The organism is Urinicoccus massiliensis (genome assembly GCF_900120405.1).
GTDB lineage: Bacteria > Bacillota > Clostridia > Tissierellales > Peptoniphilaceae > Urinicoccus > Urinicoccus massiliensis.
The window spans coordinates 236,926-262,634 of sequence record NZ_LT635493.1 but is presented as its reverse complement, the minus strand read 5'-3'; the positions used below and the strand labels follow the sequence as shown (position 1 = coordinate 262,634).

The window sequence follows — 25,709 nt, the reverse complement described above, 5'->3', positions numbered from 1 at the left end:
TGCATTAACTTTCCGGCAGTTTGTTTTTATTTGAAAGGATTTTGATGACTGATTTTTTTAAGGATTACAATCCCTGGGGCCAGGGGCTATTTTTTCTCTTTATCCTAGCCTTCACCATGTTTTTACGCCATCCTGTGGTTCAAGGGGCTAGTTTTCTAGGGGCCTTGTCCTATCTTTTGGTCCAAGTGGGCTTTCAAAAGAGTTGGAAAACACTAGTGATGGCTATATCGACAGGACTTTTTATTACTATTTTAAACCCTATTTTGATCCATCAGGGGGCGACGATTCTTTGGTATTTTCCCAATGGAAATCCCTTGACCTTGGAATCTCTCCTATTTGGCTTATCAGCAGGGCTTATGTTTACAACTATGATTCTTTGGTTTTCCTGTCACAACCGGGTTATGACTTCGGATAGAATCTTATATTTATTTGGCCGGATTTTACCTTCCCTATCTTTAATTTTTTCCATGGTCTTACGTTTTGTTCCCTTATACAAAGAAAGGATTCAGACCATCTATGCTTGTCGAAAGGGAATTGGAGAGGATATGAGTCAAGGATCTCTTCTTCGCCGCTTTAAAAATGCCTTAAAAATTTTTTCAATTTTTGTTACTTGGTCCTTGGAATCTAGTATTGAGACGGCAGATTCTATGAAGGCTAGAGGTCATGGATTAGAGGGGAGAACGCATTTTGCACTCTTTAGAATAGAGAGGCGAGACTATCTTCTTTTAGGTTCGGTTCTCTTAGGGAGTGTTCTTTGTACCCTAGCTGCATATTTTCGAAGGTTTAAGATGGTTATTTATCCAACTGTGAAAATTGCCAAGGTCGATGGGTTTTCCCTAGTAGCTTTCTTTGTATTTGTTGTCCTGGCGTTTATGCCGATTATTTTATCGCTTGTGGAGGAATACCAGTGGAAATACTCAAGGTAGATCATTTTTCATTTAAATATCCTGAAGGAGACAACTGGATTTTAAAAGATGTAAATTTTTCTTTAAAGGAAGGAGAGTTTGTCCTCTTAACAGGCTTATCGGCTTCCGGGAAGACGACCCTTTTAAGGCAGTGCAAGAAGAGTTTAGCTGCTTTTGGAGAAAAGAAGGGGAGGATTGTTTACAATAATAAAAATATCCAAGACTTGGATTTAAGAGAAGATGCATCAGGTATTGGCTTTGTTCAACAAGATCCTCAAAATCAAATTGTAACAGATAAGGTCTGGCATGAATTGGCCTTTGGCTTGGAATCTTTGGGATTAGACCAGGAAACTATGCGGCTACGAGTTGGAGAAATTGCCAGTTTTTTTGGAATGGAGTCTTGGTTTTTAAAAAAGGTAACGGACTTATCAGGTGGCCAGCTCCAAATGGTAAACCTGGCATCTATTCTTTGTATGCAACCGAAGCTTTTGCTCTTGGATGAACCGACGGCTATGTTGGACCCCATTGCCTCATTAGAATTTTTTCAAGGCTTAAACCGGGTTTGTCAGGAACTGGGAATTACTATTTTAGTCAGTGAGCACCGATTGACGGAGCCTTATGCCTTGGCAGAAAGAATTTTATTTTTAGAAAATGGATCCATTGCCTTTGATGGGAATCCCAGAGACTTCGTTCGAGAGATGAAACGAGAGCCCAAACCCATTTTAGAATCCTTACCGGCACCGGCCCAAATTTATGTTAAGAGTGACTGGCAGGGGGAGGTTCCCTTAACTGTTGGAGAGGCTTTAAGGAGTCGGCCTAAATTAAAAGAGGGGCCCCGACCCTCGGAAGCAAAACCTCAAGAAGAAGGGCAGGAAAAATCGCCCATACTGACCTTAAAAAATATTTATTTCCGCTATAAAAAAGAAGGACCGGATATTTTAAAGGGGTTGAATTTTACGCTAAATCCTGGAGAAATCCATGGAATTTTGGGAGGAAATGGGGCTGGAAAGTCTACCATGTTGAAGTTAATTTCCGGAGTAGAAGAGGCCAGCCGAGGAAAAGTTTATGATGGGGAAAAGAAACGCAAAAAGGGCGAGATAAATAGGGATATTGCCCTGGTTCCCCAGCATCCAAAAGCTCTCTTTGTTTTTAAAAGTGCTCGGGAAGAACTGGAAGAAATGTCCAAGGACCAGGAAGAAATACAAGGAATCATTGAAGAATTTGACTTGGAAAAGATTTTAAACCACCACCCCTTTGATTTAAGTGGGGGAGAGATGGAACGTTTGGCTTTGGCTAAGATTCTTTTAAAGAAGCCAAGAATTTTACTCTTAGATGAGCCTACTAAGGGGATGGATGGTCAATTTAAGTTGAAATTTAAGGAAATATTAGACCGTTATGTAAAAAGAGGGGGAACTGTTTTAATGGTCAGCCACGATGTGGAATTTTGTGCAGAAACAGCCCAACAATGTAGTTTGTTTTTTAATGGAGAGTGCATCAGCCAGGGACCTAGTCGAGAATTTTTTTCAGGAAATCACTTTTATACAACAGCAGCTAATAAAATTTTTCGCAAGGAAAATATAAACATAGTTACTATTGAAGATGCAATTGAAGAGATTAACTAAGAAGGAGGAAGAAAATGAAAAAAATACAGCAGAAGTTAAGTTGCCTTTTAGCCCTTGTCTTATTACTTTCTATGACCACGGGGCCTGTTTTTGCAGCATCTCGGGCAGATAAGGAAGTAAAGGAAACAGCAAGATTTTTGTATACCACAGTGGATGCACCAGAATTTGGTACCATGGCTGGAGAGTGGACAGTTCTATCTCTAGCTAGAAGTGGAGAAGCTGTACCAGCTGGCTATTATGACGACTACTACAAGAAAGTAGAAGAAGTTGTTAAGAGTAAAAATGGAGATTTATCTAAGAACAAGTTTACTGAATATTCTAGAGTCATCTGTTCTCTAACATCTATAGGAAAAGATCCAAGGAATGTAGCCGGACATGACCTAGTTAAACCCCTATCTAATTTTAAGCATGTTTTAAAGCAAGGTCTGAACGGGCCTATTTGGGCGCTAATTGCCCTAGATACCAAGGGCTATGAACTATCAAAAATTGATTCAAGTGCAGACCAAAATTCTAGAGAACGAATGGTAGAAGAAATTTTAAGACGGGAAGTAAATGGTGGTGGCTGGAACCTCATGGGAGAAAAGGCTGATCCGGATATGACGGCTATGGCTCTTTATTCCTTAGTTCCCTATAGAAATCAACCAAAGGTAAAGGCAGCTATTGACCGGGGCGTTCAAGCCTTGTCAGATATGCAACTTCCCACAGGTGGTTACCAAACAATGGGAGCTGAAAATTCAGAATCTTCTGCCCAAACCATTATTGCCTTAACAAGCTTGGGCATTGATCCATCCAAAGACCATCGTTTTGTAAAAAGTGATGCCAATGGAAGGAAACAATCTGTTGTGGATGCACTTTTAACCTATAAGGCTCCTCAAGGCGGTTTCAAGCATGTACAAACAGAAACAAGCGCCAATGGAATGGGGACAGACCAAGCCATGGAAGCCCTAGTTGCCCTAAAGCGATTTGAGGAAAAGAAGCCGGCCCTTTTTGATATGAAGCAAGATGGTGGTCTTAAGGGGAATACGGGAGTTGTCAGTGGAAACCAAGGATTTACAGATATTCAGGGCCACTGGGCAGAAGCCTTGATTCAAAAGACTAAGGGTTATGGTATAGCTAATGGTAGTAAGGCTTTTACACCGAATAAGGACATTACTCGAGGGGAATTTGCTGTAGGGTTAGTTCGAGGACTGAATTTAAAATCAGAAAAGGAAAGCCCTTCAAGCTTCAAGGACGTTAGGGGAAGTGAATGGTATGGAAAAGCAATTTCTATTGCTACAGCCCAAGGTATCATCAAAGGACGAGGAGATGGGAATTTTGATCCCAATGCAAATATTACTCGTCAAGAAGCTATGTCCATGCTTGCTCGAGCTCTACCCCAAGCCAAGGGAAATGAAGAAAGTCTGAAACAATTTAAGGACATAAACCAAATAGCTGATTGGGCAAAACCCTCTGCAGCTTTGATGGTAGAAAAGGGAATTGTCAAGGGACGTCCTGAAGGATTGGCTCCCTTATCCAATATTAACCGTGCTGAAGGCGTTCAAATGATTAACCGTTTGGCTGGAGTAAAATAATGAAGGCTTTCCAAAATTTGACCAAGAAACAAAAAACCCTAGGGCTGGTGGCCCTAGGGGTTCTTCTGATTTTTGCATTTATTTATAATAGTGATTTTTTACGTCCGGATAATCGGACGGCTGATGCAGAAAAGGTCTCTCAACTTAAAGAACAAGAGAACAAGGATCTACATGCCTTGACAGGCAAAGGGAAGATAAAAAACTTGACTATCCTTGTTGATAAGGAAGAGGTAGAGATAGGAGGTCAGGCTCAGTTTACAGCACAAATTGAAGGAGAGGGAGACTACGACCCCAGTATCCTTTGGGAAATTACCAGTCCTCATAAGGAAGATACAGTGATTTCAGAAGCAGGTCTCTTGCAAGTGGGGGCTAGTGAAGATGCCCAAAGCCTTACTATTTGTGGAACAGCCAAGGAAGATCAAACGAGGGCCTATAAGGAGATTAAACTCTTGCCCAAAAAAGATCAGGCAAACCCTAAACCAGGTCAAGAAAGTCCTCAGGCCAGTCAGCCTATAGCTACTCCAAAAAACAAGGAAGAGTTAAAACAAAAGGCAATTCAAGAGCAGGCAAAAGTTAGTCCGGAAGAAAGGGCCAAGAAAGACCAAGAAGATAAGAGATTAAAACAAGAGGCTATTGCCCAGAGTTCCAAAGGGAAGAAGGACAAGTACCTAACAGACCCAACACCGGCTGGAAGACCCAAGCCAGTGGAACCGGGAAGTGTGGAAAAAGAAGATCGGCTAGAAACTTGTACCCTGTCCATTCGATGCGATACAATTTTACAAAATATGGACCGTTTCGACATGGATAAGATTGATGTTTTGCCAGTAGATGGACTTATTTTACCACCGACCCAAGTGAACTTTCATCCGGGAGAATCAGTATTTGATGTTTTAGGTCGAGAAACCAAGGCGAGAAAAATCCATATGGAGGCCAATTTTACTCCAGCTTATAATTCTGCCTATGTCATGGGAATCCATAACCTCTATGAGTTTGACTGTGGAGAACTTTCGGGTTGGATGTACAAAGTAAATGGCTGGTTCCCAAATTATGGATGCTCTCGTTATCAAGTGAAAGCTGGTGACCAGATTGAATGGGTTTATACTTGTGATTTAGGTAGAGATGTTGGAGATAATTCTATGGTAAAATAGACCTTAGATAGAATAAAAGTATTTCATAGGAAGGATATAAAATTATTCGGAAGAAAAGAATCTTAGTTAGAGGTAGTCATCTATAAGAATCAGAAAAACAGATGTCACATTGATTTTTGGAGAAATGCTAGCAGTATTGAAAATCAAAAGATGGAGTATTTGCAAATCATTAAAAGCTTGAACGCAGGAGGTTGGAATGTCTCAAGAAAGGAATAAAAAACTTGCTAGAATAAGTGGTCTTATTATTCTAATTATTATTCCTGCTCTTCTTATATTTGGAATGACAGTGCTAAATGACCGAAAGTATATTTTTATTAGTCTACTAATGTTACTTTTAACTACGGTACCATTTCTACTTTTATTTGAGAGGAGAGGAATTAGGACAAGGGAGTTAATTTTAATTGCAGGGCTGTCGGCTATAGGTGTAGCTGGACGGATGGCTTTTTTTTGGATTCCCCAAGTTAAGCCGGTAGCTGCCGTCACTATTGTGAGTGGAATCGCTTTAGGTCCTCAGTCGGGTTTTGTTGTAGGAGCTATGATTGCTTTTGTATCTAATTTCTCTTTTGGCCAAGGGCCCATGACTCCCTGGCAGATGTTTTCTTTTGGCCTAATTGGTTTTTTTTCCGGAATTCTTTTTCAGAAGTTTAAAATCCCTAAGACTAAGTGGGGTATGGGGATTTATGGATTTCTTTCCATCTTTTGCCTATTTGGGTCTATAATGAATCCCATATCGATTATTAGCTTTTATGATCATGTAACTTGGGATATGATTCTAGTTTCCTATGCTCAAGGTCTTCCCTTTGACTTAATTCATGGGTTTGGAACTTTTGGCTTTTTGTTTTTCTTTGGAGAACCCTTTTTAGAAAAAATACAACGGGTTCAAAAAAAATATGGACTTTTAAATGATAAGTCATAGGTCTCTTTCATCTTTACTGCTAGAGGGAATGGCTTTGGCTAATAAAAAGAACTAAAGAGCAGACTTATATTGGGTAAGAATAAAAAAGATAAATATCCTCTTGGCTAACCAAGAGGATATTTATCTTTAACTTAAGCCTTCGTGATGATTGGCTGGACTCAAATAAAAAACCAAGATATAAAAAAGAGCCCTAGGGCTCTTTTTACATACTCTACTTGTCAGCTTCTTTGGGTTGGGCTAACTCTTCATTCTTGGAAAAATCAGTCCCATCTGGGGCGTTGCTTTGGAGGCAGATAAAGGTGGAGAAGTATTCCACTCCATCAATATGGTAGCTGAGTTTAAAGACTAATTCTTCCATAAAGTACTTTTCGTATTGGGTGGTGAAGCGGCGGGATTGGAAGGCATAGGTGGTGTCGTTGACTTTTTCCAATTGGCCTTTAATTTTTTTGGCCTTATCTTCTCCCCGGGAATTATAATTTTTAGCCAGGACTTCCAGGTGGATGTCTTGGGCTTGGACGGCTTGGTCCTCTTTTTTAAAGGAAAAATAGACCTTGGGGTCTTCCAATAAGTCAATGCAGGGCAGGTCTCCCTCTCTTTTACCGGAAATTTCCTCATAGATCTTGGCTACTTCCAGGGTAGATAGACCGTCATAGACGGACTTTTTATAGGTCCTTACAATGGGCTTGCGTTGGTCTTTGGACACTTGGACGATTAATTTGACTCCGTCTACCTGGTTGTTCCGCTTTTTATTGGCAGTGCCCATGACATTTGTAATCACAAAGCTGACTAGGGCCAGGGCAATGATCATGAGAAAGTATCTTACTTGTTTATTCATAGGGCTTCCTTCCTTGGACTCGGCCGGGTTTCCAGGCCTTTACATGTAAAATAAGTCGGAAAAAGGGACGATTTTCATCGCCCCTCCAGCTTATTTATTTAATTCTTCTAAAATCTTTTGGCAGTCAAAGCCGTGAACCATGGCAGCTTCTTCGATGGATTCCATTTGACTGGATGGGCAACCTACACAGCCCATGCCAAAGCTCATTAAAATCGGCACTGCTTCAGGTTTTTGACGGATTAAATCACCAATTAATGTATCTTTTGTAATCATAAGATCCTCCTTAAATTCATTTGTTTTATAGGTTTATTGTACAATAAAGAGGGCCCCGCCGTCAAGTTAGCCTTCCTGGTCGGACTTGTCAAAAAGGGAGAAAATCCAGTCAATAAAGCGTTGCAAAAGGCCCTTGGCTTTTTTCAGATTTTCTTGTCCTTCCTCGCTGTTAATGTAGTCCATGGCCTTTTTGGAATATTTTCCGGCTTGTTCTTTGATGTTGTCCCAGTCGATATTGGTGTTTTTCATGTCGTTAAAGAGGTTGACCACTTGGGTCTTTTGACCTTCGGACAGGTTGATATTGTATTGGTTTTCAATATTTTGGATAAGGTCTCGAACCTCTGCTTCATTTTGAGGCATTTGTTCTGCCATTTGGACCTTGACGCTATTCATAAAGTCGTTGGCTGTATCTTCTCCAACCTCCTCGGTTAGGCTGGAGGTAACAATCATTTCCTTGTTGGCAACTTTTTTTATGTCTTCTGGAATTTTCTTCCCGGTCTTTTTTTCATAGCTCTTAAAGAGGCCTGTCAGGGCAGCGGACCCGGATACATTGCCAGGAGCGGTGACGTAGATGTCGGCGTCCTTAATCCCTGCTGTAATCAGGGCGTTGCGGTAGGCGTCTTCTTTGATGACCTTAACTAGGGGGCTGAGTTTGACATGGATGCCGGACCCTTCTGGTGTGTAGCGGACAATGGCACAGGAAATGGCCTTGTTGCCGATGTTTTTAGCCGGCAGGACATCTCCCAAGTAGTCGTATTCTTCCTTGTTGGATACGGTAACATAGTCGGCGTCTTCCGGTGGATCCAACTCTTTCAAAATGGCTTCTTTTTCCCGGGGGGTCAGGTCTTCTCCCAGGGTCACCAGGGTGGTTCCCTCTTTAGCCAGGGCTGTAAAGGGAAGCATGGCCAGGCACAAAACCAGGGCCAAAAGTGTATTTATTTTTTTCATTTTATAAACCCCTTTCTCATTGGATGGTTCAAGTATAGCACAAAAATGTGTTAAAAAAATGAAGTCCTGGAATCTTAAGAAAAGATTAGAAATATCTTAAATTCTTTAGGTCAAAGCTTGGATTTCTCCCGTTGCCAGGGCCATATTTTTGTGTTACGATAAAATTACTTAAGGGGGGAAATCATGAAGGAAAAGAAAAGCATAGGCCAAAACATAGATGAAATTTTTAATAGCATGGGCAAGAAGGCCTCGGCGGGCCTAACCAGCTTTCTCCAAGGCTGGAAAGACAAGCAAAACCTCATTCCAGCCAAAGATCCCAAGCTGGTGGAAAAAAAGCCCAGGGTGGAAGGCAAGAGAGATTTCTACCTGGCTTTAGGTTTGGCAGGGACAATCTCATCAGGGATCACAACGATCAGTTTTTTATTTGAAGTCTTAACTGGTCAAATAAGAAACCTACCCTATCTGGTGATTTTTGCCCTTTTTACCCTGGCCAGCCTCTTCTTAATCTACCGGTCTTCCTACTATAAAAAAGCCAAGATCCGCCTGGAAAAATACATCCGGGCCCTGGGAAGTGGCACGGTGGGCAAGTTAGATGAAATGGCTCGGATTGCCGGAGTTCCCTTGGAAGTGGCCCAAAAAGACCTGACCAGCTTTATCCAGGACAACACCTTTAAGGAGGCTCAAATTGTAGAAGATGGCCAACTCTTTATCCTGGACTATCCCACCTATCTCCTTTACAAAAAGCAGGCCCAGACCTTGGAAAGGGTCCAAAAAGAAGAGTTGGGAAATCCTAGCAATCCCGATGACAGCCAGGGAAAAGAAGCCTTTGAAAAGATAAAACAAGCCTACCCCAAGCTGCGGCAGGAGGGGCGGGACAAGGTCTTGCCCTTGATTACCACCATTGAGCGAATCTACAAGCATGTAGACCAGTATCCTGAAAACAAAAAATCCCTGACCAAGTTTAACAGCTACTACCTGCCCAGCCTGGCAGGCCTCATGAACCGCTATCTCCTCTTGCAAGAAAGCCAAGACCTCAACCAATCCAACCAGGCCCTGGGAGAATTGGAAGAGGCCTTTGGGCAAATGAACGGTGCCTTTGAAGAACTCTTAGACAAGTTGGGTGGCGCCATGGCCAGGGACAGCCTTTCTGAAGTCAGTGTCTTAAGAAGTTTAATGAAACAAGACGGCCTTATAGACCGCGATTTTACATTGGAGGAATAAAATGGACGAAAGAAAAATTGAACTCACCCTAGACCAAGGGCCCCAAGCTCCTAAGCTGGTCCAGGAAGCTTCCCAAGAAGAAAAATTTAGAGACATCCAATTGACCCAGGAAGAAGAGAAACAGGTGGCAGACTTTGCGGAAAAAATTGACCTCAGCAATACGGCGACTATCCTAGAATACGGGGCAGGAGCCCAGGGACAAATTGCTCAATTTTCCGAAGAAACCTTAAAGACCATCCGGACCAAGGACCTGGGAGAGGTGGGCGACCTGATCTCCTCTGTGGTCCTAGAGCTAAAAAATTTTGACCAAGAGGAAAAAAAGGGCCTGGCAGGCCTATTCCAAAAGTCTAAAAATAAAGTGGAGGCCTTAAAGACCAAGTATAACAAGGCCCAGGCCAATGTGGACCAAATTGCCAAGAGCCTGGAGGGCCACCAAATCCAACTCTTAAAAGACATCTCCACCCTGGACCAAATGTACGACCTCAACCTGTCCTACTACAAGGAATTGACCATGTACATCCAGGCCGGGGAAAAACGTCTGGAAAAGGCCAAGGGCCAAGAACTTCCAGCCCTGGAAGCCAAGGCTCAGGAAAGTAAACTTCCTATGGATGCCCAAAAGGCCCAAGACTTTCGGTCCTCCATTGACCGTTTTGAAAAGAAACTCCACGATTTAGACTTAACCCGGATGGTGAGCCTGCAAATGGCCCCCCAAATCCGCCTGGTCCAATCTGGAGATACTGTCATGGTGGAAAAACTCCAATCCACCATCATCAACACCATCCCCCTTTGGAAGAGTCAAATGGTCCTGGCCCTGGGAGCCCTCCATACCGGCCGGGCAGCCCAGGCCCAAAAAGAAGTGACAGACCTGACCAATGACCTCCTAAAGAAAAATGCCGAAACCCTAAAAATGTCTTCGATTGAAACGGCCAAGGCCTCCCAAAGGGCCATTATCGATATCGACACCATTAAGCACACCAACGACCAACTCATTACAGCCATCCAGGAAATTCGCCAAATTAGCCGGGATGGAGCTGCCCAAAGGGCCCAAGCCAGTGTCCAGCTGCAAGAATTGGAAGAAGAATTAAAACGTGGCCTTTTAGATGCCGCCAAAGATAAGTAAGAAAAGCCTCCCAGAGGCTTTTTTTCATGGGGGCAAGTATGATACAATCAAGAGGAGACAAGAAAGGAGGAAGCATGGATTTAGAACGCCAAGCAAAATATTTTGCCCATTTAATTGAAAGTAAAGACCTACAGACCCTAAAGCAAGAAGTTGAATCGATGAATGGGGCCGATGTGGCAGAGCTTTTGGAATCTTTTGACGAAAGAGACACCCTGCTGATATTCCGCATGATGCCCAAGGACCTGTCTATTGACGTCTTTGCCTACATGACCCCCTACCAACGCCGACTCTTGATTACGTCCATGACCGACGAAGAATTGCAGTCCATTTTAAACGACCTCTACTTTGACGATATGATTGACCTTTTAGAGGAAATGCCTGCATCCTTTGTCAATAAAGTTCTGGCCCAAACCCCCTTGAAAGAAAGAAAACTGATTAACGAATTTTTAATGTATCCGGAAGATTCAGCCGGGTCCATTATGACTACCGAGTATGTGGACTTGAAACCCGAATGGACAGTGGGTCAAGCCCTGGAATACATCAAGCAAATTGGGATGACCAAGGAAACGGTCTATACCTGTTATGTGAAAAACAAGTACCAAAAACTTTTGGGTTTTGTCTCCCTGAGACAGCTGGTGACAGAGGACCCCAAGGCCAAGATTGAAGACATCATGGTTGATGATGTTATTTCCGTAGAAACCCTGGACGACCAGGAAGAAGTTGCCGACAAGTTTAACAAGTACGGCTACCTGGCCCTGCCGGTGGTGGACCAAGAGCACCGACTTATCGGGATTATTACCGTAGACGACATCATGGATGTCATGGAAGAAGAAACCACGGAAGACTTCCACCGGATGGCCGCCATTGAGCCCTCCAAAAAAGACTATATGGAAGAAACGGTTTGGTCCTTGGCCAAAAACCGCCTGCCCTGGCTTTTGATTTTAATGATTTCAGCCACCCTGACTTCAGGCATTATCAACCGCTATAATTGGATTATTCAAGACTTTATTATCCTGACATCCTTTATCCCCATGTTGTCCGACACCGGGGGGAATACCGGGTCCCAATCTTCAACAGTGGTGATTCGTGCCCTGGCTACGGGGGACATTAAGATTAGCGATATTTGGAAGGTGGTTTTTAAGGAAGGAAAGGTTGGCCTTATTGCAGGGACAGCCCTGGGCCTGGTAAACTTTATCCGCCTCTACTTCCTGGTGAAGGAAGGCTTTTTAATCAGCCTCCTGGTGAGTCTGACCATCCTCTGTGTAGTGGAACTGTCCAAGGTCATGGGGGCCTTTTTACCCATTGTGGTGAAAAAACTCGGCTTTGACCCTGCCTTGATGGCCAGCTCCTTTATATCTACCGTTATTGATTCCTGTGCCTTAATTATCTACTTTGGCCTGGCAAACTTGATCTTATACTAGGAGATAGCATGGAAGAAATTAGACAATTGGAACAATTAAAACAAATGATTGAAGAAAAGGACATGGTGGCCCTTAAGGACGAAGTCAGCCGGATGAATGAAGCCGACTTGGCGGAAATCTTGGAAGAATTGGACACTACCGATGCCATGCTGGTCTATCGGATGCTGCCCAAAGACAAGGCCATAGACGTCTTTACCTATATGAGCCACTCCCAGCAACTCCAACTCATTGATGCCATTACAGACCAAGAAATGCTCGACATCATGGAAGACCTCTACTTTGACGACATGATTGACCTTTTGGAAGAAGTACCGGCAGCCATTGTTACCAAGGTTTTGGCGGCAGCTAGTCCGGAAGAAAGACGGCAAATCAACGAGTTTCTAATGTATCCCGCCGGAACGGCCGGGGCAGAAATGACCATTGAATACCTGGCCCTGAAACCTGAATGGACAGTGGAAGAATCCATGAAGTTCATCCGGGAAAATGGCGAAGATTCGGAAATGGTCTACACCTGCTATGTGGTGGATGAAAAAAATACCCTTTTGGGCTTTGTGTCTTTGAGAGAATTGGTGGTGGCCGATGATGCCACCCTGGTGGAAGACATGATGACCACAGACGTGATCTATGTCAAGACCTTGAACCCCATTGAAGAAGTGGCCGAGCGTTTCCAAAAATACGACTACCTGGCCCTGCCTGTTGTGGACAAGGAGCACCGCTTAACTGGGATCATCACCTTTGACGATATCCTGGAAATTATTGAAGATATTGATACAGAAGACTTCCATAGGATGGTAGGGATTGGCGGGGACTCCGACATGGACTACCTGGATGAAAGTGCCTGGTCCCTGGCCAAAAACCGGATTCCCTGGCTCTTGATTCTGATGATTTCCGGAACCATTTCAGCTGGCATCATCAAGCACTACAACCCCATTATTGCCAAGTATATCATCCTAACCACCTTTATCCCCATGATTACCGGGACAGGAGGAAACACAGGGTCCCAATCCACCACTGTGGTGATCCGGGGACTGGCAACTGGAGAGATTGAACTCAAAGATGTCTTTTACATTATGTGGAAGGAGGGCCGGGTGGGCCTGGTGGTAGGGGTCATCCTATCCATGGTCAACTTTATCCGCCTGATGATTTTAGGAACAGACCTGGGAGTCAGTATCCTAGTCACCCTAACCATGATTGTCACCATTATCTTATCTAAACTTTTAGGGGCAGGCCTGCCCATATTAATGAAAAAATTAGGCTTTGACCCGGCCTTGATGAGTGCCGCCATTATTACCACCATCATAGATGCCCTGGTTCTGGTGGTTTATTTCAACCTGGCTGGCCTGGTTTTATCCTATATCGTTTGATGGTTACTTGACACAAGTTGGAAATTCAACAAAGGAAGGATCAATGAAAGTAAACTTTAAAAAAATCTACAAACACCTGTCCCCTAAGGCCAAGCACCTTATGGGGAAAAAGGGCCGGCTTTTAAGACTGGCCAATGAGTCCATGAAGACCTTGAGTAGGGAAGGGGCCTTTCTGGCCCTGGGCCACAAGGCCATCCTTATGGTCAACCTCTTAATCGACTGGCTCAAGGGGAACTACAAGGGGGTTAAAAAGAAAAACCTCCTCCTGATTATTGTAGGAATCCTCTACCTCTTAAACCCCATCGACATCATTCCAGACTTTATTTTAGGCCTGGGCTACCTGGACGATGTGGCGGTCTTTTTTAGCATCCTCCATAGGATGCAGGATGAATTGGACCAATATGAAGACTGGTTACAGGGAGCCAAGAAGTCGGAAAAGGCATAAAGAGACCCCAAGATTTGGATTTAAGTCCAGGTCTTGGGGTTCTTTTCATGGGGAGCTTGACCTGGAAATAAAAATTTTTCAAGGGGAGTTGACAGACCAAATATACTATGATAATATACAATGTTTACTTTATTTTGGAACTATGCTATACTAGACATAGGTTATTGTTGTGAAAATGGAGGTGTAGCATGTTTTCAATTGGCGATAAGGTTGTTTATCCCATTCACGGTGCAGGAGTGATTGCGGATATCCAGGAAAAAGAAGTCCTGGGAGAAGTACAGGAATATTACATATTGAAGATGCCCACAAACCATATGAATGTAATGGTCCCTGTCAGTCAAATAAAAAAACTGGGAGTCCGGGAAATCCTGTCCAAGGAAGAAATGGACCAAGTTTTTGAAATTTTCAGCCAAGAAGACCAAAGCAAGCTACCCAAAAATTGGAATCGCCGCTATCGCTACAATATGGACCGGATTAAAAGCGGAGATATTGAAGAGATAGCCAGGGTTGTCCTATGTTTAGAAAACCTGGACCAGGAAAAAAACCTGTCTACCGGGGAAAGAAAGATGCTAAATAATGCCAAGCAAATCATCATCTCTGAAATGATCCTGGTCTATGACAAGGACCAAGAGGAGTTGTCTGATTTAATTGACCATGCCATTTTTTCCAAGCAATAGCCATTTTTTATTTAAGGAGGGAGTATGAACCAGAGCAAAAAATGGTTAGCGCGAATTTTTCGACTCTTATTCACGCTACTGGGAGCTGGAGTTGGTACTCTAATAGCTGTAGGCCTTAAGAGTTTAAATTTCATTCTTGAAATTCCTCTGCCTCATTTCATTGCCATTATGACTGTGGGATTGATTCTTTTATTTGCACTTATATTTTATTTATTATACCCCAAGGCAGTCTGGCTATTAGAACAAGTTATGGCTCTCATCGAAAAACAATTGGCCGATATGCCCCTGTCGGACCTCTTGCTGGGTTTTACAGGGATTATCCTGGGCCTTCTAGTGGCCTTTTTGGTCTCCAGGCCCATTGACCAAATTCCCTATGTGGGGGGGATTTTAAGTATTTTTATCCATATGATTTTTGCCTATGTGGGCTACCAGCTCTTGGGCCACCGCAAGGCCGAATTGTCCAAGCGGATAACCGAGCTGAGCCTGCCCAAGATCGATGGCTTTATGACCAGGCGGGACAAGCTGGATGATGCCAAGGTCTTGGATACCAGTGTCTTAATTGATGGGCGGATCTTGGATATTTCTCAGACGGGTTTTATAGAAGGCCCCCTGGTGGTGCCGGTTTTTGTCTTGGAGGAACTCCAACACATTGCCGACTCCCAGGACGCCTCTAAACGGGCCCGGGGTCGCCGGGGCCTGGACATCTTAAAGCAGATGCAGGACCACCCCCTGCCCAAGATTGTCATTTCAGACCAGGACTTTAAGGAAATCCCGGAAGTGGATTCCAAGTTGCTTAAACTGACCAAGGCCTTAAATGGTAAGATTATGACCAATGACTACAACCTCAACAAGGTGGCCAAGGTCCAAGGCCTGGAGGTTTTAAACATCAACGACCTAGCCAATGCCCTAAGACCTGTTGTCTTAAGTGGCGAGGACCTGGTTGTCACCATCCTAAAGGAGGGAACCGAACCCCACCAAGGGGTGGCCTACCTGGATGATGGAACCATGGTTGTAGTGGAAAATGGCCGAGACCTCATTGGTCAAAGGCTTTCTGTAACAGTAACCAGCATCTTACAGACTTCGGCTGGTAAGATGATTTTTGCCAAGGGAAAGGAAGGATAGGGATGGTTGAAAAATTTCGGGGGAAAGAAGTTTCTTTAAGACCTGTCTTTGACCAAGACATGGATGATTTTGTCCGCTTTATGAACGACTTTGAAGCCTCCCTCTTTACAGGGTCCATGCCGGGGCTTTATACAGCCGATGACGAAAGGGACTACTTCAAAAAATCCGAGGACAAGAGGCAGTTTGCCGTGGACTACCAGGGGGAAGTCATTGGCCTGGTGGAATTGTTTGACATTGACCTGGTAAACCGCCGGGCGGTTTTAGGTATTATGATTGGCCAGGGGGAGGCCCGGTCTCGGGGCCTGGGTTATGACATCATCAACCTGGTTCTGGACTATGGCTTTTACCTTTTAAATTTACATTCCATTTCCCTGACCTGCTTTACCTTTAACCACCGGGCCCAGGCCCTCTATAAGAAGTGTGGCTTCCAAGAAATTGGCCGCTGGAGACAGTCTCGCTATCTGGCAGGAGACTATTACGACACCCTCTACATGGACATTTTAAAAGAAGACCACAAGCCCTATTTAATCTACCAAGAAATCCAAGAGACCATTGGAAAATACGAAAAGTAAAAAAAGAGGTCCCAAGCCTGAGCTTAGGGGCCTTTTTACTTGCGAAATTTGCCCCCTTCATGTAGACTATCTATATAATTTGTTGGCAAGAAAAAACGTGAATAAATAAAGGAGGCCATATGAAACTAGGAATTTTTGGAGCAACGGGTTTGGTGGGCCAAACCATGTTGAAAATATTGGAAGATAGAGAATCCTTTAAGGATGTCCAAGTGGAGGTTTTTGCTTCCAGCCGGTCCAAGGGGCAAGAAATTGACTACCGGGGACAAAAGCTGGTGGTCCAAGAGTTAAGCGAAGAGTCCATTAAGGCCGGGGGATTGGACTATGCCTTGTCGGCCCTGGATGCAGACCTGGCGGCAAAATTTTTGCCCCTGGCAGCCCAAGAAGGGATTGTCTGCATTGACAACTCCTCTTATTTCCGCATGGACCCAGACAAACCCCTGGTGGTGCCGGAAATCAACCTGGACACCATCCGACCGGAAGATAAAATTATTCCCAGCCCCAACTGCTCCACCATCCAATCCGTCATCCCCCTTAAGCCCATCTATGATGCCTTTGGTATTAAGCGGATTATCTATTCTACCTACCAGTCTACTTCTGGTAGCGGAGTAGGGGGGCTTAGAGACTTAGAAGAGGGCCTCAAGGGCAAGGAACCCACAACCTATCCCTATCCCATTGCCTTTAATCTCTTGCCCCATATCGACAAGTTTTTGGACAATGGCTATACCAAGGAAGAAATGAAGATGATCAACGAAACCCGTAAGATTTTGGGAGATGACAGCCTGGCCATTACAGCTACGGCCGTCCGGGTTCCTGTAAAATTTGCCCATGCCGTATCCATTAACGTGGAAACCAAAAAGCCCTTTAGCCTGGACCAGGTCTACAAGGTCCTGGAAGATTTTCCAGGCCTGGTGGTCCAAGATGACCCGGCCAAGAAAATCTACCCCATGAACCTCTATACAGAAGGCAAGGACGAGGTTTTTGTAGGCCGGATCCGCCGGGACGAATCCATTGAAAACGGCTTGAACTTATGGTGTACGGCAGACAATATCCGCAAGGGTGCTGCCTTAAATACCATTCAAATTTTAGAAAAAGTGGCCAAGTTGGCCTAGGAGGACCTATGAAAATTGCCATTTTAGGTTTTGGAACTGTGGGCCGGGGGACCTATGACATCCTCCAGGCAAGAAAAGAGGCCTTGGAGGACCTAGGGGGAATCCAAGTAGCCAAAGTTTTAGTCTTGCCCAAGGAAGTGGACCGGTGTGGTCTGGACAAGGACCTGGTTACCACAGACTACCAAGAAATCTTAGATAATGAAGAAATTTCCTGTGTTGTGGAAGTAACTGGAGCCAAGGCCCAGGGCTTTGTCTTTATGAAGGAGGCTCTGGAGAGGAAAAAGCATGTGGTGACGGCCAACAAGGCGGTTGTGAGCCTCCACCTGGAAGAACTCACAAGCCTGGCCAAGAAAAATGGGGTCCACTTCCTCTATGAAGCGGCAGTGGGGGGAGGCATTCCCGTCATTAGTCCCCTGAAGGCCCAGGCCAAACTCAACAAGATTGATTCCATTGAAGGAATTTTTAACGGGACCTGCAACTATATCCTGACCAATATGTTGGCCAAGGGTTGGTCCTACCAGGAGACCTTGAAAAAGGCTCAAGACTTGGGTTTTGCTGAAGCAGACCCCACAGATGATGTAGAGGGCTTGGACACCATGCGCAAGCTGGTTATTGTGGCCTCCTTGGCCCTGGGCTTTCCCGTCTTGGAAGACCAGGTGGCCCTGGAGGGGATTTCCCAAATCCAAGTTCGGGACATCAACTATTTCAAGAAAAAGGGCCTAAAGGTCAAACTCCTGGCTAGCTTTAAAAAGCAAGAGGAAGCTTATAGCCTCTTGGTAGAACCTGCCCTAATGGACTTAAACCACCCCTTGTACGGGGTAGATAGAGAAATCAATGCCCTGGGTCTGCACGGAGACTTTGTGGGTCAATTGACCTTTATTGGGCCGGGAGCCGGTAAGTATCCCACAGGCAATGCCATTGTTTGTGACCTGATGGAAATTGCCAACAGCAAGGAGAGAGCTTTTGCCTTTGGCCCAGCCCAAGGGACCAGCCAAAATAATATCCGGGCTAGCTACTATGTCTCCCTGGATCCAGGCTATGACCTGCCAGAGGACTGGGTTTTAGAAAGACTGGATCTGGAGGGGGGCCAAGGCATCCTGACCAAGGAAGTCTTCCGCCAAGACCTGGTGGAAAAAATTGGAGACCTGAGAGGGGCCGGAGCCGGAGTCTTTTTTGCCCGGGTCCTATAAGAAGATCAGACTTCATGGAAAATAAATCAAAGACCGGAGAGAAGTTAAGAATTCTCTCCGGTCTTTTTATGGTTATTGCAGGGGGGATTTCAATGGACATGGTTAAAGAGAAAGGACACTTGGAGACCGGGGTCTTGGTTTTTTATAGCAAGGGTCCCGCCGTGTAATTGGGCTATTTGCTTGGAAATCAAGATGCCCAAACCATGTTTTGTCACATTGGTCAAATCTTCTCTAGTAATTTTTTCAAGGACATCTTCCGATATCCCCTTACCTTGGTCTGATATCCTGATGATTAGCTTATTCTCAGGGTCTGAAATTGTAACCCTAATTTGCCCCCCTGTATAGCTAAGGGCGTTTTTTAAAATATTTTCCAGCATCCTATAAAATAAGTTGGGGTCCATTTTAATCCTTAGATTTGGATTGTTGATCTTACTTTCAAAAATAATTTCCCTGGTGGGGTTTTCATTAAGCTTGTCCACAATGAGTTTTCGGATGACCTTTAAGGGGTTTTCTTCTGTAAAACTTTCTCTATCCAGCTTGGAAAGGGACAGGGTGAGGTTTAAGCCCTCCAGGATGGTTGAAATTTTTAAAACTTGGTCTTGGATATTTTTTGTATCAAGGTCTTCCTTATTTTCCTTGCTGACTTCCCAGGAAATTTTTGCCAGAGGAGTTCTCACATCATGACTTAAGCCACGAATCCACTTATCTTGAGCTTCTTTTAAATTCTTGTATTTTTCATTGGCCTGGTTGATGGAAAGGGCCAGGTCCCCTAACTCTCCACCTTCATCCAGCCTTTCATAGTCGTCCTCATAGAGGCTGTCAATGGCCCTTTGGAGGGGGAGGATATTTTTCAAGAGGTCCTTGATGTCCACCCGGTAAAGGATGTAGACAAAGACCAAGAATAGAAGCAAAAAGACCAGGACCAGGCTTAAATTAAAGATGAGGTTTTTATAACTATAATAATTAAAGGGGAGCTTGTCCAAGGAATGTTGGGGGTAGGCAAAGAGGAGGAGGCCATCCCCAACAACATAGGTAAATACAGGGTAGTCTGCCAAATAAAACCGGCTAAACCGCGCAACATCTGTAAGGTCGAACTGGTCTTTCACTTCCTGGGGCTTATGAAAACTTTCCACAACCTGGCCATCCCGGTCCAGTCTTATGGACCAAATGTCCCTTTCCTCTAAAAACTTTTTATTTTTTTCATTGAGATAGGAGGTGCTTTTATTCTTGTCCACATAAGAAAAAACATCATTAGGATTTGTATAGTCATAGCTTAACCTGTAGTTTAAGTAGAGGAAGGTCACCAGTAGGCAGGTTAGGAAAAAGAGTAAAAGCAAGATCCTAAGAACAATTTTTTTAAACCTTTTTAAAATATAATTAAACATGACTAGTCCTCTTTAACAAGCTTATAACCAAGACCCTTGATGGTAATTAAGATCTTGGGGTCTCTGGGATTGTCCTCCAGCTTCTCCCGAAGTCGGTAGATGTGTGTTATGAGGGTACTCTCATAACCATAGGAATCTTTCCAAATATGGTCCAAGATTCGGTCAATTGACACAATCCGGTTCATGTTTTCAGACAAGTAGGCCAGAATTTTAAACTGGGTGGCTGTTAGGGCAATTTCTTCGCCATTCTTTTCCAGGACCCCCTTGGATTTATTAAAAACCACAGGGCCTAGATGAATCTTTTCTTGGGTCCTTACTTTTTTGCTCCTTCTTAAAACGGCATCAATCCTCCAAAGGAGTTCATCCGGGAAGAAGGGCTTGACCAGGTAGTCATCGGCCTTGTTTTCAAAGGCTTCTTTCCGGTCATCAATCCCATCCAGGGCAGACAGGATGATGACCGCTAGGTCAGAAGTCTGCCGGACCTCCTTCAAGAGGTCAAAACCACTGCCATCTGGAAGCATTAGGTCTAAAACGATAAGGTCAATTTTAAAGTTTTCCAATTTAAACCTGGATTCCTCCAAATTTTTGGCCGTATAAACCTTTTTAAAGCCCTTAGCCTTTAAAAACTGGTATAAATTGTCCAACAAGCTTTTCTCATCATCCACAACGAGGATGGAAAAATTTTTTTTAAAGTCCATTTCAGTCCCCCTATTAAGCTTATTATACACCAGTCTGGGTATTTATTTGTCTTTGTGATGTAAAAGTGACCTTGGATAAAGAGTATTTTTATCTAGGCCTGGTATCCTAGCTTTAGGAGGAATGATTATGGAAAAAATATTGGAAATAAGAAATTTGAAAAAATCCTACAATAAGAAAAGAGTCCTAGACATCGACTCTTTAGACATTCAAGAAGGGGCCATTTATGGCCTCATAGGTAAAAATGGAGCCGGAAAGTCCACCCTCATGAAGCTGGTCTTGGGCCTTGTGAAAAAAGATGAGGGGGTCATTCAGGTTTTTGGCCAGGAAGTAAGCCCCAAAAACCAAAAAGACTTGAACAGGAACCTGGGGGCCTTAATTGAAAACCCATCCTTTTATGACCACCTCACAGGTCAGGAAAACCTGGAAATCATCTGCCAACTCAAGGGGATCCCCAAGGAAGAAATTTCAAAGACCTTAGACCTTGTGGGCCTTAAGAACCTAGGCAAAAAGAAGGCCCGGGAATATTCCTTAGGCATGAAGCAAAGGCTGGGTATAGCCATGGCCTTAATTGGCAATCCCAAGCTCCTAATCTTGGATGAGCCCATTAATGGTCTGGACCCTCAAGGGATTGAAGAAATGAGAAACTTGTTTAAGAATATCGTCAAAAACACCTCAACCAGCATCCTGATTTCTTCTCATATCCTGGATGAAATCGAAAAAATTTCCAGCCACATAGGCATTCTGAAGGATGGAAAATTGACCTACAATGGGAGTTTGGAAGGCTACAGGCGGCTCCATCCGCCCTTTATCTCCCTGGTGACATCGGACAACAAAAAGGCCTTGGACCTTTTAGACCTTTCTGAAGACAGGACCAGGGATGGGAAGATTATTTTGGGCAAGATGTCCAACCAGGAAATTGCAGATATGGTGAATTTTTTACATGGCAAGCTGGACATCTATAGGATAGAGGAAGAAAAGGAAAGTCTGGAAAAGCTATTTATCCAAGAGAGCAGGTCTTAATATGGGAAAGTTAGAAAGAAAAAAATACAAGAGACTGGGAATCAACTTCTTAATTGTCCTGGTATTTCTCGCTCAAACCTTTATGGTGGCAGGGGCCAGCTTTTCCCAAACTTTTTTACAGGGCAAGTATCCCCTGGCCTATATCCTGGACAGCTATTTATTTATCTCCCTATTGGCCAATCCTATTTTAATCTCCTCTCTTGTAAAAAAAGTCATTGAGATTGAAGAAAAAAATAAGATGTGGCAGATGCAGATCATCCTTGGAGAAAGGGTCAACTCTATTCTCCTGGATAAATTTAAAAACCTGTCTTTCAGGTTGCTTTTATTGCAAATCATTGAGGCCCTGGTCTTCCTGGCCTTGGCTAGGCGGTCAGACTATTTCCATATGACCGGTGGGCTGGCCCTAAGATTTGGGCTGGTAAACCTATCGGCCCTAATGGTCAATTTATTTTTCTTGGGCTTTTTTATGATAGTGGAAATGAAGGCAAAAAAAGTCTACACCCTGTCCTTTCTATCCATTATAGGAGGGTTGACCGGAATTATTTCCATGCTGACCTCTAAAATTTTGACCTATATCAACCCCTTTGCCTGGATGGCCAGCCTTATGAACCTTTCCTATGTCAAGGAGGGGGACCGATTTGTCCAGGTTTTAAACCCGTTAAACTTTTATACCCTGATCATAGCCCTGGTCCTTTTAACCACTACCTTGGCTTATTTAAGGGGAATGAAGTCCTACCGGCTATGGAAAGACTAGGAGGAAATATGTTAAAGTTAGAATTAAAAAAAATAAAGCTTGTAAATATTTTACTGGCAAGTCTGATTATCCCTCTACTGGCCAATGTCTTTGGCCTGGTAAACTACATGGGCAACAGAGAAATTCTGACCCACCAGTGGCAAAGTCTCTGGACCCAGGTTAGCCTATTTTACTTTTCCTTTTTCTTTATCCCCCTGGTAGCCATTGTTATCGCCAGTCTATGGTCAGTAGAGCACAGGGCCGGGTTGAAATTTATCCGCTTAAGCCCCAAGAAAAATATATCCTTTGTCCTGGCCAAGTTTCTTTTAGCCCTGATCATCATAAGTCTTTGCCAAGTCTATTTTTTGGCCCTGTTTTACCTTGCTGGAAAATTTATAGGAAATTTTTCAAGTATCAACTTCAATCTGTATTTTTACTATATCATTCTTAGCATCCTGTTGGCCCTGCCTATCATAGGGATTTTTGGAGCCCTGGCCATAAGGATTCGGTCCTTTGGGATTATCGTTCTCTTATCCAGTGCCTTTACCATGCTGGGCTTTGCCACAGCCTATAGGTCTCTAAAAGTAATCGGCCTGAGCTTTTTGGCCATTGAATCCAACAACTTCAGGTATATAAATGCTCATGATTTAGCCCTTTTGGTCCTTTTTGCCCTGGGAGAAGTCGTCCTCTTTTTATACCTTTCAAAAAAGTTTTTAAGCTATGAATAGAAATCATGAAAAAATTGCCAACAAAAAAGCTTGTGGAGATATCTCCACAAGCTTTTTTATAGGAATTTGGACTTGAGGTTGGTCCAATAATTGTCCTTATTTAGGGTAATTCTTTGGATCTTTCTCTTACTCATCCGGATGTTGATTTTCCGCAACTGCCGGTAAGTGTATTCCACACCATCCACCACCAGTAGGGAGCTATTGGTGTAGCGGCGTTCCGGGACAATGGTTGTGATAATGTCCCCGGGAATGACAATGGAATTGGACAGGCTCCGGTAGGCGGAGGAGGTAAGGGGGTTTAGGGGGGTGATTTCCAGGACTTCCATGGTGGGGTAGATCAGGGACCCACCGGCGGAAAAGTTGTAGCCTGTAGACCCGGAAGGGGTGGCCACTAACATCCCGTCGCCGGAAAATTTTTCCACATGGTTGCGGTTTAAAAAGAGGTTGAGGTGGATGACCTTGGAGTGCTGGGCCTTGATGACAATTTCGTTCAGGGCCGTCAGGTAGAAACTGCGATTTTTTGTAAAGACTTCGGCCCCAATAAGGCTGAGTTCTTCAATCATGTAGTTACCTTCTACATAGGCCTTTAAAAAGTCGTCTAATTGGTCCGGGATGATTTCCTGGTAAAAGCCCAGGTGGCCGGTGTTGATTCCCACAACGGGGATGCTGGAAAAGGCCGTCTTATTTACCGCCTTAATAAAGGCCCCGTCTCCTCCCACGACAATGGTTAAAACCGCTTCTTGGTTAAAGTCCAGGCTGGGGACAAAATTTAGCGCAAGTAATTTGTCCATGAGCCGCTTGCTAACCCGGCGGGACTCATAATTTGAATTTGAAATAATATTTACAATGGGCTTTTCTGTCAAAGCAAACTCCTTTATTCATAAAATAGATATTTATACATACTTATTCTTTTATAATCTTAAAGCAAAAGTGGGGAATTGACAAGCCGGAAGAAGAAAAAGAGCCCGGAGGCTCTTTTTTAGCTTAAGGATAGGATAAAGTTCAACAAAATCCAAATCAATTTTGAAATTAGGTCCAGGGTAATAAAGCTAATGGCATACCAGCCTAAAAATTGGATCTTGGCCACGCCCTTGAGCCGGTGCCACAAGAGACCTTGGGCAAAAAGGCAGGTGATAAAGTAATAGATCAGGGTTGCCCAAATGGTTGGGGTGACGGCTCCCAGCATGTTAAAGCCCAGAGTGGCCTGCCGGGGGTAGATGAGGAAGAGGATGGCCAGGACCACTTGGCAAAGGGTCCAGTTGGCCAGGCAGCCTAGGTTTTGCAGGGGCTTGGAAACTTGAATGCGGACAGACTTAAAGGCAAGTTTATGGGCCGTATAGAAGATAAAGGCCGTCATCAGGACTTTTAAAATGCCGTAGATAATGGCGACAAAAGACCGGCCCACCAGGGCCACAGGCAATAGGCAAAAGACCAAGCCGATAATGGCCAGGAAGAGGACACCCTTTTGACCGGTATCGTGGAGTTTTTCCAGGCCGTCATAAATTCGGTCGTGGACTCTTTCCATATAGTCGTCAATTTTTTCAGTCTTGCCGGAAGTTTTAGCCTCCCGGTCTTCTTCCTTGGCTTCCAGGAGTCCTTCTTCCAAGACCCTGGCTGCCGACTTTTTCTTTTTCTTGGGTCGGTCTTTAGGGGCCTTGGCCTTGCCAGCAAAGAGACCCTTGAGAGAGGCCTTGGCCTTGTGGGTAAAGGATTCTTCTTCCAAAATTTCCGGGGTAAAGACGATTTTTTGGGACTTGGACAGGTCGTTGTCTTCCACCTTGTCCATGGAATCAAAGTCCATATGGTCAAAGGAATCGGGATAGTAGAGGTAGTCGTTGGAATCCTTGGGCTTTAATTGGAGGTTCCTTTGGCGGATTTTTTCCAATCTTTCCTTATTTTCCAACTCAGACTTCTTCAGGTCCTCTATTTTTTTGGGGTCCATTTTTTTCTTGGCCACAATTTCTTTCAGGACTTGGGCATCTGCACTAAAGTCAATGGATTGGGGGCTGGCCTTTTGCTCAATGGACTCCATGGGAAGTTTTTCTGCATCGCTGATGTTGCGTTGGATGTCCTCTTGAGGGGTGGACTTGTTTTTCAGGGCTGCAAAGATACTGTATTCGTCATCTTCTTCATGGATAAACTTGTGCCAGGCGGCCTTGAACTTGTTAAGAACCCCTCCAGTCGGGTCCTTGTCCTTGGTCTGGGGAAGGGGAGATTTTTTCTCTTCTTCTTCTTTTTTGGACTCAGGACCCTTGACCTCTTGCAAGTCTTGGCTAATTTTAGCTACAGGTTGGGTCTTGCCCGTGGGTTGGGGACTGGGGTCCTTGACCTTCTTGGGTCCGATGAATTTTGGATTGTCCTCACCTTGGTCCCGGGAGTGGAGTGTAAGGTCTGTATTTATTTTTTCATCTACCTGTTGGATTAAGTCCACCAAGTCGCTGGTGGACTGCATGGTTTCTTCAATAGATCTAGGCCCGTCCAGAGGTTTTTCTTTTTCAATCTCTTCTTCTCTTAGGGGAGGGTAGGATCTTGTGGAAGATTGGGGTATAAAAGGTTGCTTTGTTCCGCAGCGGTGGCAAAACTTTGCTCCATCTACAAGTTTTTCACCGCAATTGATACAATACATAAAGCCCCTCCTTGTTCTTTAATCTATAGCGAGTCAAGTCGTCTACAATATATTTATTA

At 44.1% G+C, this 25,709-nt stretch carries 25 protein-coding genes; 18 read left to right on the top strand and 7 right to left on the bottom strand.

The features are described 5' to 3' along the window. Window positions 1-44 precede the first annotated feature (44 nt). From BQ7400_RS06020 to BQ7400_RS06000, 5 genes are all read left to right on the top strand, one after another. Window positions 45-926, top strand: a complete 882-nt coding sequence (locus tag BQ7400_RS06020) for an energy-coupling factor transporter transmembrane component T (protein WP_072469791.1) — start codon at window positions 45-47, stop codon at window positions 924-926. Further along, window positions 908-2,527, top strand: a complete 1,620-nt coding sequence (locus BQ7400_RS06015; protein WP_072469790.1) for an ABC transporter ATP-binding protein — start codon at window positions 908-910, stop codon at window positions 2,525-2,527. Before BQ7400_RS06020 ends, BQ7400_RS06015 begins: the two co-directional genes overlap by 19 nt. A 14-nt stretch (window positions 2,528-2,541) precedes the next feature. Next, a complete protein-coding gene (locus BQ7400_RS06010; protein ID WP_072469789.1) occupies window positions 2,542-4,098 on the top strand; it encodes an S-layer homology domain-containing protein in 1,557 nt (518 codons plus the stop codon). After that, the gene (locus BQ7400_RS06005; protein ID WP_072469788.1) at window positions 4,098-5,246 is read left to right on the top strand and encodes a DUF4430 domain-containing protein; all 1,149 of its coding nucleotides are present in this window, start codon (window positions 4,098-4,100) and stop codon (window positions 5,244-5,246) included. The genes BQ7400_RS06010 and BQ7400_RS06005 overlap by 1 nt, the downstream gene beginning before the upstream one ends. 196 nt (window positions 5,247-5,442) lie before the next feature. Continuing rightward, window positions 5,443-6,162: an ECF transporter S component gene (locus BQ7400_RS06000; protein WP_072469787.1), complete on the top strand. Its 720-nt coding sequence runs from the start codon at window positions 5,443-5,445 to the stop codon at window positions 6,160-6,162. 211 nt (window positions 6,163-6,373) lie between these two features. Here BQ7400_RS06000 and BQ7400_RS05995 read toward each other — a convergent pair whose 3' ends face one another. From BQ7400_RS05995 to BQ7400_RS05985, 3 genes are all read right to left on the bottom strand, one after another. Beyond that, window positions 6,374-6,997, bottom strand: coding sequence for a hypothetical protein (locus BQ7400_RS05995; RefSeq protein WP_072469786.1), 624 nt, complete (start codon window positions 6,995-6,997; stop codon window positions 6,374-6,376). A gap of 90 nt (window positions 6,998-7,087) precedes the next feature. Then, complete coding sequence (locus BQ7400_RS05990) at window positions 7,088-7,270, bottom strand: DUF1858 domain-containing protein (RefSeq protein ID WP_009430117.1); 183 nt, start codon at window positions 7,268-7,270, stop codon at window positions 7,088-7,090. A 66-nt stretch (window positions 7,271-7,336) separates the two neighbouring features. Further along, window positions 7,337-8,218, bottom strand: a complete 882-nt coding sequence (locus BQ7400_RS05985) for a DUF1002 domain-containing protein (RefSeq protein ID WP_072469785.1) — start codon at window positions 8,216-8,218, stop codon at window positions 7,337-7,339. Window positions 8,219-8,401: 183 nt separating this feature from the next. Between BQ7400_RS05985 and BQ7400_RS05980 the strand changes: the two genes are divergently transcribed. The 10 genes from BQ7400_RS05980 (at window position 8,402) to BQ7400_RS05935 (ending at window position 18,459) form a co-directional block, all read left to right on the top strand. Beyond that, window positions 8,402-9,439 (top strand): 5-bromo-4-chloroindolyl phosphate hydrolysis family protein, encoded by a 1,038-nt coding sequence (locus BQ7400_RS05980; RefSeq protein WP_072469784.1) that lies wholly within the window; start codon window positions 8,402-8,404, stop codon window positions 9,437-9,439. Between the two features lies 1 nt (window position 9,440). Further along, the gene (locus BQ7400_RS05975; RefSeq protein ID WP_072469783.1) at window positions 9,441-10,559 is read left to right on the top strand and encodes a toxic anion resistance protein; all 1,119 of its coding nucleotides are present in this window, start codon (window positions 9,441-9,443) and stop codon (window positions 10,557-10,559) included. A 74-nt stretch (window positions 10,560-10,633) separates the two neighbouring features. Then, a complete protein-coding gene (mgtE, locus tag BQ7400_RS05970; RefSeq protein ID WP_034437504.1) occupies window positions 10,634-11,980 on the top strand; it encodes a magnesium transporter in 1,347 nt (448 codons plus the stop codon). 8 nt (window positions 11,981-11,988) lie between these two features. After that, window positions 11,989-13,344, top strand: a complete 1,356-nt coding sequence (mgtE, locus tag BQ7400_RS05965) for a magnesium transporter (RefSeq protein WP_072469782.1) — start codon at window positions 11,989-11,991, stop codon at window positions 13,342-13,344. 43 nt (window positions 13,345-13,387) lie between these two features. Then, entirely contained in the window at window positions 13,388-13,789 is a 402-nt protein-coding gene (locus BQ7400_RS10825) for a YkvA family protein (RefSeq protein ID WP_245759417.1), read from the top strand. Window positions 13,790-13,977: 188 nt separating this feature from the next. Continuing rightward, a complete protein-coding gene (locus BQ7400_RS05955; protein ID WP_034437507.1) occupies window positions 13,978-14,466 on the top strand; it encodes a CarD family transcriptional regulator in 489 nt (162 codons plus the stop codon). Window positions 14,467-14,490: 24 nt separating this feature from the next. Continuing rightward, the gene (locus tag BQ7400_RS05950) at window positions 14,491-15,588 is read left to right on the top strand and encodes a PIN/TRAM domain-containing protein (RefSeq protein WP_072469781.1); all 1,098 of its coding nucleotides are present in this window, start codon (window positions 14,491-14,493) and stop codon (window positions 15,586-15,588) included. A 2-nt stretch (window positions 15,589-15,590) separates the two neighbouring features. Continuing rightward, complete coding sequence (locus tag BQ7400_RS05945; RefSeq protein WP_072469780.1) at window positions 15,591-16,160, top strand: GNAT family N-acetyltransferase; 570 nt, start codon at window positions 15,591-15,593, stop codon at window positions 16,158-16,160. Between the two features lie 119 nt (window positions 16,161-16,279). After that, window positions 16,280-17,269, top strand: a complete 990-nt coding sequence (locus BQ7400_RS05940) for an aspartate-semialdehyde dehydrogenase (RefSeq protein ID WP_072469779.1) — start codon at window positions 16,280-16,282, stop codon at window positions 17,267-17,269. A gap of 8 nt (window positions 17,270-17,277) precedes the next feature. After that, window positions 17,278-18,459 (top strand): homoserine dehydrogenase, encoded by a 1,182-nt coding sequence (locus BQ7400_RS05935; RefSeq protein WP_072469778.1) that lies wholly within the window; start codon window positions 17,278-17,280, stop codon window positions 18,457-18,459. Window positions 18,460-18,548: 89 nt separating this feature from the next. Here the strand turns inward: BQ7400_RS05935 and BQ7400_RS05930 are convergent, their stop codons facing one another. Both BQ7400_RS05930 and BQ7400_RS05925 read right to left on the bottom strand, forming a co-directional pair. Continuing rightward, entirely contained in the window at window positions 18,549-19,844 is a 1,296-nt protein-coding gene (locus tag BQ7400_RS05930) for a sensor histidine kinase (RefSeq protein WP_072469777.1), read from the bottom strand. A gap of 2 nt (window positions 19,845-19,846) precedes the next feature. Next, window positions 19,847-20,542 carry a response regulator transcription factor gene (locus tag BQ7400_RS05925; RefSeq protein WP_072469776.1) on the bottom strand — a complete coding sequence of 232 codons (696 nt, stop codon included), beginning with the start codon at window positions 20,540-20,542 and terminating at the stop codon, window positions 19,847-19,849. 127 nt (window positions 20,543-20,669) lie between these two features. On the opposite strand from BQ7400_RS05925, the gene BQ7400_RS05920 reads away from it, so the two are divergent. The 3 genes from BQ7400_RS05920 to BQ7400_RS05910 are packed head-to-tail and all read left to right on the top strand — an operon-like array spanning window position 20,670 to window position 23,024. Continuing rightward, window positions 20,670-21,563: an ATP-binding cassette domain-containing protein gene (locus tag BQ7400_RS05920; RefSeq protein ID WP_072469775.1), complete on the top strand. Its 894-nt coding sequence runs from the start codon at window positions 20,670-20,672 to the stop codon at window positions 21,561-21,563. Window position 21,564: 1 nt separating this feature from the next. Beyond that, window positions 21,565-22,317: a hypothetical protein gene (locus BQ7400_RS05915; RefSeq protein WP_072469774.1), complete on the top strand. Its 753-nt coding sequence runs from the start codon at window positions 21,565-21,567 to the stop codon at window positions 22,315-22,317. Between the two features lie 8 nt (window positions 22,318-22,325). Continuing rightward, entirely contained in the window at window positions 22,326-23,024 is a 699-nt protein-coding gene (locus BQ7400_RS05910) for an ABC transporter permease (protein WP_072469773.1), read from the top strand. 56 nt (window positions 23,025-23,080) lie between these two features. Here BQ7400_RS05910 and BQ7400_RS05905 read toward each other — a convergent pair whose 3' ends face one another. After that, a complete protein-coding gene (locus tag BQ7400_RS05905; RefSeq protein ID WP_072469772.1) occupies window positions 23,081-23,887 on the bottom strand; it encodes an NAD(+)/NADH kinase in 807 nt (268 codons plus the stop codon). Window positions 23,888-24,003: 116 nt separating this feature from the next. After that, window positions 24,004-25,650: a zinc-ribbon domain-containing protein gene (locus BQ7400_RS05900; RefSeq protein ID WP_072469771.1), complete on the bottom strand. Its 1,647-nt coding sequence runs from the start codon at window positions 25,648-25,650 to the stop codon at window positions 24,004-24,006. Window positions 25,651-25,709 lie beyond the last annotated feature (59 nt).

What these genes read in the sequence shown, in the direction of transcription:
- BQ7400_RS06020 (WP_072469791.1), top strand. Translation starts at nt 45, where the DNA reads ATGACTGATTTTTTTAAGGATTACAATCCCTGGGGCCAGGGGCTATTT.
- BQ7400_RS06010 (WP_072469789.1), top strand. Translation starts at nt 2,542, where the DNA reads ATGAAAAAAATACAGCAGAAGTTAAGTTGCCTTTTAGCCCTTGTCTTA.
- BQ7400_RS06005 (WP_072469788.1), top strand. Translation starts at nt 4,098, where the DNA reads ATGAAGGCTTTCCAAAATTTGACCAAGAAACAAAAAACCCTAGGGCTG.
- BQ7400_RS06000 (WP_072469787.1), top strand. Translation starts at nt 5,443, where the DNA reads ATGTCTCAAGAAAGGAATAAAAAACTTGCTAGAATAAGTGGTCTTATT.
- BQ7400_RS05995 (WP_072469786.1), bottom strand. Translation starts at nt 6,997, where the DNA reads ATGAATAAACAAGTAAGATACTTTCTCATGATCATTGCCCTGGCCCTA.
- BQ7400_RS05990 (WP_009430117.1), bottom strand. Translation starts at nt 7,270, where the DNA reads ATGATTACAAAAGATACATTAATTGGTGATTTAATCCGTCAAAAACCT.
- BQ7400_RS05985 (WP_072469785.1), bottom strand. Translation starts at nt 8,218, where the DNA reads ATGAAAAAAATAAATACACTTTTGGCCCTGGTTTTGTGCCTGGCCATG.
- BQ7400_RS05980 (WP_072469784.1), top strand. Translation starts at nt 8,402, where the DNA reads ATGAAGGAAAAGAAAAGCATAGGCCAAAACATAGATGAAATTTTTAAT.
- BQ7400_RS05975 (WP_072469783.1), top strand. Translation starts at nt 9,441, where the DNA reads ATGGACGAAAGAAAAATTGAACTCACCCTAGACCAAGGGCCCCAAGCT.
- mgtE (WP_034437504.1), top strand. Translation starts at nt 10,634, where the DNA reads ATGGATTTAGAACGCCAAGCAAAATATTTTGCCCATTTAATTGAAAGT.
- mgtE (WP_072469782.1), top strand. Translation starts at nt 11,989, where the DNA reads ATGGAAGAAATTAGACAATTGGAACAATTAAAACAAATGATTGAAGAA.
- BQ7400_RS10825 (WP_245759417.1), top strand. Translation starts at nt 13,388, where the DNA reads ATGAAAGTAAACTTTAAAAAAATCTACAAACACCTGTCCCCTAAGGCC.
- BQ7400_RS05955 (WP_034437507.1), top strand. Translation starts at nt 13,978, where the DNA reads ATGTTTTCAATTGGCGATAAGGTTGTTTATCCCATTCACGGTGCAGGA.
- BQ7400_RS05950 (WP_072469781.1), top strand. Translation starts at nt 14,491, where the DNA reads ATGAACCAGAGCAAAAAATGGTTAGCGCGAATTTTTCGACTCTTATTC.
- BQ7400_RS05945 (WP_072469780.1), top strand. Translation starts at nt 15,591, where the DNA reads ATGGTTGAAAAATTTCGGGGGAAAGAAGTTTCTTTAAGACCTGTCTTT.
- BQ7400_RS05940 (WP_072469779.1), top strand. Translation starts at nt 16,280, where the DNA reads ATGAAACTAGGAATTTTTGGAGCAACGGGTTTGGTGGGCCAAACCATG.
- BQ7400_RS05935 (WP_072469778.1), top strand. Translation starts at nt 17,278, where the DNA reads ATGAAAATTGCCATTTTAGGTTTTGGAACTGTGGGCCGGGGGACCTAT.
- BQ7400_RS05930 (WP_072469777.1), bottom strand. Translation starts at nt 19,844, where the DNA reads ATGTTTAATTATATTTTAAAAAGGTTTAAAAAAATTGTTCTTAGGATC.
- BQ7400_RS05925 (WP_072469776.1), bottom strand. Translation starts at nt 20,542, where the DNA reads ATGGACTTTAAAAAAAATTTTTCCATCCTCGTTGTGGATGATGAGAAA.
- BQ7400_RS05920 (WP_072469775.1), top strand. Translation starts at nt 20,670, where the DNA reads ATGGAAAAAATATTGGAAATAAGAAATTTGAAAAAATCCTACAATAAG.
- BQ7400_RS05915 (WP_072469774.1), top strand. Translation starts at nt 21,565, where the DNA reads ATGGGAAAGTTAGAAAGAAAAAAATACAAGAGACTGGGAATCAACTTC.
- BQ7400_RS05910 (WP_072469773.1), top strand. Translation starts at nt 22,326, where the DNA reads ATGTTAAAGTTAGAATTAAAAAAAATAAAGCTTGTAAATATTTTACTG.
- BQ7400_RS05900 (WP_072469771.1), bottom strand. Translation starts at nt 25,650, where the DNA reads ATGTATTGTATCAATTGCGGTGAAAAACTTGTAGATGGAGCAAAGTTT.